This is a genomic window from Burkholderia sp. E168m23 (genome assembly GCF_016586125.1).
Taxonomy (GTDB): Bacteria; Pseudomonadota; Gammaproteobacteria; order Burkholderiales; family Burkholderiaceae; genus Burkholderia; species Burkholderia orbicola.
The window spans coordinates 1-697 of sequence record NZ_BCPP01001628.1; the positions used below are offsets into that span (position 1 = coordinate 1).

Sequence of the window (697 nt, forward strand, 5' to 3'; positions counted from 1 at the left end):
AGCAAGCCGCGCAGCAACGGCTCCGCCCGCGCCCAGTCGCGCTGCGCGAGCAGCGCATCGGCGAGCTGCAGCTTCGCGTCCGGGTTGTCCGGCTGCATCGCGAGCGCCGCCCGCGCCGCGCGCTCGGCATCGCGCTGGCGGCCCGCACTGGCCGCTTCGCGGCCCTGGGCGAGCAGCCCCCAGAACTGCGCGGTACGCGCGAGGCCTTGCCATTTGCCGCGCTGGTCGGTCGCACGCGTCGCGGCCCGCGCGAACAGCGCGCGCGCTTCGTCGTGCCGCCCTTCGCGCAGACGCAGCAGGCCGAGCCCGCCCAGCGCATCGGCGTCGTCCGGGCGCGCCCGCGCGGCGCGCGCGAGCAGCGGATCGGCGGCGGCCAGATCGCCGCGCGCCAGCGCCTGCAACCCGCGCTGCTGCGCGATGTAGTCGGGATCGCGCTCGAGCCGGCGTTGCGCGTCGCGCTGCTGGTCGAGGCCGGCGGCGCGATCGCGGAATTCGGTGTCGTCCGGCGCGAGCGCGAGATACGCGTGCAGCGCATCGAGATACGCGGGATCGCTGCCGGCCGACTGCAGCACGCGCCGCCACAGCGCCATCGCTTCCGTATGGTCCGCGTCGGCGCGCTTCGCGAGCGACCATGCGATCCGGTTCGCTTCCGCGCGCGTGTCGTCGCGCTGGTTCAACAGCCGCGCGAGCGCCATCG

Annotated in this window: 1 protein-coding gene; it reads right to left on the reverse strand. The window is 75.9% G+C overall.

The annotated features are described in order from the left end of the window. The coding region (locus JMF90_RS39315) for a tetratricopeptide repeat protein (RefSeq protein WP_201326575.1) at positions 1-697 on the reverse strand (697 nt) is incomplete at both ends.